General features: G+C 56.6%; 5 protein-coding genes. 2 read left to right on the top strand and 3 right to left on the bottom strand.

Translation table 11 applies throughout. The annotated features are described in order from the left end of the window. Positions 1-199: 199 nt before the first annotated feature. Positions 200-1,726, bottom strand: coding sequence for a threonine ammonia-lyase, biosynthetic (gene ilvA, locus BDE01S_RS07255; RefSeq protein ID WP_066079453.1), 1,527 nt, complete (start codon positions 1,724-1,726; stop codon positions 200-202). Between the two features lie 187 nt (positions 1,727-1,913). On the opposite strand from ilvA, the gene BDE01S_RS07250 reads away from it, so the two are divergent. After that, a complete protein-coding gene (locus tag BDE01S_RS07250) occupies positions 1,914-3,176 on the top strand; it encodes a D-alanyl-D-alanine carboxypeptidase family protein (protein ID WP_066079451.1) in 1,263 nt (420 codons plus the stop codon). 186 nt (positions 3,177-3,362) lie between these two features. Here the strand turns inward: BDE01S_RS07250 and BDE01S_RS07245 are convergent, their stop codons facing one another. Then, the gene (locus BDE01S_RS07245) at positions 3,363-4,016 is read right to left on the bottom strand and encodes a fumarylacetoacetate hydrolase family protein (protein ID WP_066079446.1); all 654 of its coding nucleotides are present in this window, start codon (positions 4,014-4,016) and stop codon (positions 3,363-3,365) included. A 181-nt stretch (positions 4,017-4,197) separates the two neighbouring features. On the opposite strand from BDE01S_RS07245, the gene purM reads away from it, so the two are divergent. Then, positions 4,198-5,232 carry a phosphoribosylformylglycinamidine cyclo-ligase gene (purM, locus tag BDE01S_RS07240; RefSeq protein WP_066079443.1) on the top strand — a complete coding sequence of 345 codons (1,035 nt, stop codon included), beginning with the start codon at positions 4,198-4,200 and terminating at the stop codon, positions 5,230-5,232. A gap of 199 nt (positions 5,233-5,431) precedes the next feature. Here purM and hemF read toward each other — a convergent pair whose 3' ends face one another. After that, positions 5,432-6,337 carry an oxygen-dependent coproporphyrinogen oxidase gene (gene hemF / locus BDE01S_RS07235; protein WP_066079441.1) on the bottom strand — a complete coding sequence of 302 codons (906 nt, stop codon included), beginning with the start codon at positions 6,335-6,337 and terminating at the stop codon, positions 5,432-5,434. Between the last annotated feature and the right edge of the window lie 168 nt (positions 6,338-6,505).

The following is a 6,505-nucleotide window of genomic DNA, read 5'->3' as shown; positions in this document are numbered from 1 at the left end:
CAGTACAAATAGTACAGCAAGGCGAGTCAACGCCGTAACGGGATTTAAGTTATACGACTATCTTGTTGAAAATAATAAAAATATCTCGATATAATCGAAGAAATTAATTTCTCCGACTATATATATGTAAGAACAAAAAGCCGTCTGAAAAACGCTGTTTTCAGACGGCTTTTTTGTCTTCCAAATTTTTCCCTGCGGCTCAAGCCAAAAACAGGCGGTAGGCTGCGTTTTCCGTTTCTTCCTGATACGGATAGCCCAAGCCTTCTAGGAAGGCGATAAAGGCGTCGTTGTCGCCCGGCGGTACATCGATGCCGACCAAAATCCGGCCGTAATCCGCGCCGTGGTTGCGGTAGTGGAACAGGGTCATGTTCCAATCGCTCTGCATGGCGTTGAGAAAGCGTGCCAGCGCGCCCGGGCGCTCGGGAAATTCGCAGCTGATTAAGCGCTCGTTCTGCACTTTGTCGGTACGCCCGCCCACCATGTAGCGGATGTGGATTTTGGCGATTTCGTTGTTGGTCAGATCTTCGTTGGGCAGGCCGGCGGCGCTCAGTTGCGCGCTGATGACGCTCAAATCATGCTGACCGGCGGTCTGCATACCGACAAAAATATGCGCCTGCTTGTCGTCGCCGTAGCGGTAGTTGAACTCGGTGATGTTGCGGTTACCCAAGATATTGATAAACCGGCGGAAGCTGCCCGGCTGCTCGGGAATGGTGACGGCGAAAATGCCTTCGTTGCCCTCGCCCAGCTCGCTGCGTTCGGAAACGTGGCGCAGGCGGTGGAAATTCATATTGGCGCCGCTGGTCACGGCCACCAGCGTCTGTCCTTCGGCTTTGTTGCGGGCGATATAGGCTTTCAGGCCGGCCAAGGCCAGCGCACCGGCCGGCTCGGTGATGCTGCGGGTATCGTCGAAAATGTCTTTGATTGCGCCGCAGACGGCATCGGTATCGACGGTGATGATGTCGTCGAGCAGGTCGCGGCAGAGGCGGAAGGTTTCGTCGCCGACCACTTTCACCGCCGTGCCGTCTGAAAACAGGCCGACATCTTTCAGATGCACCACGCTGCCGGCTTCGACGGACTGCTTCATGCAGTTGGAATCATCGGTTTGCACGCCGATGACTTTGATTTCCGGGCGCACCTGTTTGATAAAGGCCGCCACGCCCGCCGCGAGGCCGCCGCCGCCGATGGGCAGGAATACGGCATCGATAACGCCTGCGTGTTGGCGCACGATTTCCATGCCCACCGTGCCCTGCCCGGCAATCACGTCGGGGTCGTCAAACGGCGCGATATAGGTCAGCCCCTGCTGCGCGGCCAGCTCCATCGCGTGGTCGTAGGCATCGTTGTAGGACACGCCTTTCAACACCACTTCCGCGCCTCGGTTTTTCACGGCATCGATTTTAATCTGCGGCGTGGTTTCCGGCATCACAATCACGGCGCGGCAGCCCAAACGCTGCGCCGACAAAGCCACGCCCTGCGCATGGTTGCCTGCGCTGGCCGCAATCACGCCGCAGGCCAGCGCTTCTTTCGGCAGCTTGGCCATTTTGTTGTAGGCGCCGCGGATTTTGAACGAAAATACCGGCTGCAAATCTTCGCGCTTGAGCAAAATACGGTTTTTCAGACGGCACGACAGGCTGCGCGCCTGCTCCAACGGGGTTTCGACGGCAACATCGTAAACCGATGCGGTCAGGATGCGGATAAGGTAGTCGGCATAAGACAAGCGTGGATTCATGGTATATCAAATCAATCAGTTATCGTTAAAATCAGTTTGATTGGCCGCCGTATCGGTTAAAGATTTATCAATCTTACGGCACAAAGGTAAAACCATACCGCCGAGGCCGCGCGAAATCAAGAAAAATATTAGCAAGGGCGGCCTGAGGCGGTATAATGGCGGCCTTTCCGAACCACCCTGACGCTTCATGTCCCCAACACCCCGCATTCTCAGCCTGACACTGGCCGCCCTGCTCGCCGCCCAAGTTTCCGCCGCGCCGCAGCAGGCCGCATCCGCCCCCGTTTCCCCGCCCGCCGCCGCCGCTTCCGCGCCTGCCGAAAGCCCCGCTGCGGACATGCTGCCGCCCGGCATCAACAGCCCGACCACCCCGCCCGAAATCGCCGCAACGTCTTATATACTGCGCGATTTGCACAGCAGCCAGACGCTGGCCTCGCAAAATGCCGATGCGCCCATCGAGCCGGCCGCGCTGACCAAGCTGATGACGGCTTATGTGGTGTTCAAAGCCTTAGACGCGGGTACGCTGAAAGCCGATCAGATGCTAAACGTGCCCCAATCGGCCTGGCACGCCGCCGGCTCACGGATGTTTCTCAACCCGCAAACGCCGGTCAGCGTCGATAATCTGATTAAAGGCATGGTGGTGCAGTCGGCCAACGATGCTGCGCTGACCCTGGCCGAAGCCGTGGGTCAAGGCTCGAGCGCCGAATTTGTCAAACAGATGAATGCCGAAGCGCAACGCCTGGGCATGAGCAAAACCCGTTTTCTCAACCCGACCGGCCTGCATGAAGACGGCCATGTCAGCACCGCCGCCGATTTGATGAAGCTGGCCGAAGCCCTGATTCGCGATTTCCCGCAATATTATCCCGTATATGCGCTGAAATCCTTTCAATACAACGGCATCGAGCAGCCCAACCGCAACCTGCTGCTGTTTCGCGACAGCAGCGTGGACGGCCTGCAGACCGGCTTTTCCGAAGCCGCAGGCTACCATCTGGCCGCTTCCAGCCAACGAAACGGCCGCCGCATCGTGTCCATCGTCATCGGCGCAGACACCACCGAAGCACGCGCCGCACAAAGCAGCAAACTGCTCAACTGGGCTTTGCAGGCTTTCGACACGCCCAAGCTCTACCCCGCAGGCGAAGCCGTATCGCAGGTTAAAGTGTATAAAGGCAGCAGTAAAGCCGTCGATATCGGCTTTTTGAGCGATGCCTATATGACCCTGCCCCGTGATGCCGCCGAGGGCTTGAAGCCGATATTGGAAACCCTGCAGCCGGTACTTGCGCCGGTTAAAAAAGGCCAGCCGCTGGGCGTGCTGAAAATGATGCAAAACGGCAAAGTCATCGCCGAAAAAGAAGTGGTGGCGCTGCACGATGTCGCCGAAGCCAACTGGTTCGGCCGCACTTGGGACAGCATCGTATTGTGGTTCCGCAATCTGTTCGGCAGCGGGGAAAAGTGATGAGTACCCAAAATTAAGCAAAGCAAAAGCCGTCTGAAAAATACTCATTTTCAGACGGCTTCTTTTATAGTCGAATAACACAGAATGAGACAAGGCAGCAAGCTGCAGACAGTACAGATAGTACGACAAGGCGCTGCAACGCCGTATCATTCTTATTTTAAATGACGATAATTTCTGGGCAAACGGTTATTCAACCTGAAATTCAGCCTGCACCAGCCCGGCCAAGTCCAGGCGCAACACATTGCCCGAGTGCAGCTGCCCCACGCCTTCGGGCGTGCCGGTGAATATCAAATCGCCCTGCCGCAAACCGTATATCTGCGCCAGCTCGTTCACGATTTTGCCCAAGGGATGAATCAGCAGGCGGGTTTGCCCGTGTTGGCGCAGGCTGCCGTTGATGTGCAGCGAAAAGGCGCAGTCGTCGGGATTGGGCAGCGCGGCGGCAGGCAGGAAATCCGATACGCAGGCCGAATCGCGGAAACCTTTGGCTTTCAGCCACGGCAAGCCTTTGTTTTTCAGACGGCTTTGCACATCGCGTGCGGTCAAATCCAAGCCCACGCCGTAGCCTGCGACATAATCGCGCCAGTCTTCGCCCTCGGCCAGGCCGTCGCAATCCCGACCGATATATAAAACCAGCTCGCATTCAAAGTGGACGTCTGCGCTGAAAGACGGCAGGCGGACGCGCCCGCCGCCAGCGAGCAGACTGGTGGTCGGCTTGGAAAACACCACCATTTCAGACGGCATTTCGTTGTTTAATTCTTCAATGTGCGCCACATAATTGCGGCCGATGCAGAAAATATTGCCGATGCCGGTTTCCCGGCCGTCTAAGCGGATGGCAGCCATAAAGCCTCCTGTGTGCCGATTGTCGGATTGCCGCGCGGGCGGACGGGATGACGATACGCCATTTGCCGGATTTTGGCAAACCCGCGGCAGCGGAAAAAATTTCCCGCCGCCGCAAGCCAGCTTGGCAAAAATACGTTAAAATAGCGCTTTTACCCATCACCCCTGACACAAGGAACCACGCATGAGCACTTCTTTGAGCTATCGCGACGCGGGCGTCGATATTGATGCCGGCGACCAACTGGTCGAAAACATCAAACCCTTTGCCAAACGCACCATGCGCCCCGAAGTGTTGGGTGATTTGGGCGGTTTCGGCGCATTGGTCGAAATCAGCAAAAAATACCGAAACCCCGTGCTGGTATCGGGTACCGACGGCGTAGGCACCAAGCTGAAGCTGGCGTTTGATTGGGACAAACACGATACCGTGGGCATCGATTTGGTGGCGATGAGCGTCAACGATATTCTGGTGCAAGGCGCGGAGCCGCTGTTTTTCCTGGATTATTTTGCCTGCGGCAAACTCGATGTCGCCCGCGCCACCGATGTGATTAAAGGTATCGCGCAAGGCTGCGAAGAATCGGGCTGCGCCCTGATCGGCGGCGAAACGGCGGAAATGCCCGGTATGTATCCGGTCGGCGAATACGATTTGGCGGGCTTTGCCGTCGGCGTGGTGGAAAAAGACCGCGTGATTAACGGCCGCAGTATTACCGCAGGCGATGTGGTGCTGGGCTTGGCATCCAACGGCGCGCACTCCAACGGCTACTCCTTGGTTCGCAAAATCATCGAACGCGACAATCCCGATTTGGATGCCGAGTTCGACAAGGGCAAGACCTTGCGCGAAGCCATCATCGCCCCGACCCGCCTGTATGTGAAACCGATTTTGGCGGCTTTGGAAAAATTCACCATCAAAGGCATGGCGCACATCACCGGCGGCGGCATTACCGAAAACGTGCCGCGCGTATTGCCGGAAAACACCGTCGCCCAAATCGATGCCCAAGCGTGGGAATTGCCCAAGCTGTTCCAATGGCTGCAAAAAGCGGGCAATGTGGAAGCTCAGGAAATGTACCGCACGTTTAACTGCGGCATCGGCATGGTGGTGATTATCGCCAAAGAAGATGCCGATGCAGTGCAGGCATTCCTGGCTGAGCAAGGCGAAACCGTTTACCGCCTGGGCGAAATCCGCGAGCGCGTCGGCGACGAGCATCAAACCCAAGTGGCTTAATCTGCCGCCTTTCGACAAAATGGCGGGGGTGCAACCCTGCCCTACATTTCAGTTTATAGAAACTTGACGCTGAGATGGGCATCACAAAGCCGTCTGAAAATACACCGTATTACGGATATTTTCAGACGGCTTTTTTCAGACGGCCTTCTGGTCTAGGCAGGGTTTAAGCGGCATCATCCCTGCCCGCTTCAGCCCGATATTAAGCCAATTCCGTCAGCCAGTCGCGCGGTTGCAAAAATTCGTTCAAACGCGCTTCGTCGCTGCCGGCTTCCGGCTCGTAGCGGTATTCAAAGCGCACCAGCGGCGGCATGGACATCAAAATGCTTTCGGTGCGCCCGCCGCTTTGCAGGCCGAAGAGCGTGCCCCGGTCCCACACCAGATTGAATTCGACATAGCGGCCGCGGCGGTAAAGCTGGAAGCTGCGCTCGCGCTCGCCGTAGGCGCTGTGTTTGCGCTTGGCAACTATCGGCAGATAGGCACGCAGATAACCTTCGCCGACAGCTTGGATAAAGTTGCGGCAGGTTTCAAAATCCCAATCGTTGACATCATCGAAAAACAGGCCGCCCACGCCGCGTGTTTCTTCGCGGTGTTTCAGATAAAAATATTCGTCGCACCATTTTTTATAGCGGGGGTAAACATCGCTGCCGAACGGTGCGCACACGTCCGCTGCCACGGTGTGCCAATGCAGAATGTCTTCTTCAAACGGGTAAAACGGGGTCAGGTCAAACCCGCCGCCGAACCACCACACCGGCTGGCCATGCTCGGGATAAGCGATAAAAAAGCGTACATTGGCATGGCTGGTGGGCACATACGGGTTTTTCGGGTGAATCACCAGCGACACGCCCATGGCTTCAAAGCGCGCGCCGGCCAGCTCGGGGCGGTGTGCGGTGGCGGAGGCGGGCATTTTGTCGCCTTTGACATGGGAAAAGTTCACGCCCGCCTGCTCGAATACCGCGCCGTTTTTCAATACGCGGCTGCGGCCGCTGCCGAGGCGGCTCTGCCAGCAGTCTTCTTCAAATACCGCGCCGCCGTCTTCCGCTTCGAGGGCGGCACAGATTGTTTCCTGCAGGGCGGTTAATAGAGCCAATACTGAATCGGTATGCATCTGTTTTCCTTTATATTTTTATATCGTGAATGAACATAAAACGGCATCGTTTGCCCCCTTCTTTCATATAGTCGGAGAAATTAAATTCTGATACAAGACGGCAAGCCGCAGACAGCAGACAGTACAGATAGTACGACAAGGCGAGCCAACGCCGTAGCAAAAATTACT

The organism is Bergeriella denitrificans NBRC 102155 (genome assembly GCF_001592185.1).
In the GTDB taxonomy this organism is placed as follows: domain Bacteria; phylum Pseudomonadota; class Gammaproteobacteria; order Burkholderiales; family Neisseriaceae; genus Neisseria; species Neisseria denitrificans.
Note: the sequence above shows the minus strand (reverse complement) of the source record. Positions and strands in the feature narration are given on the sequence as shown.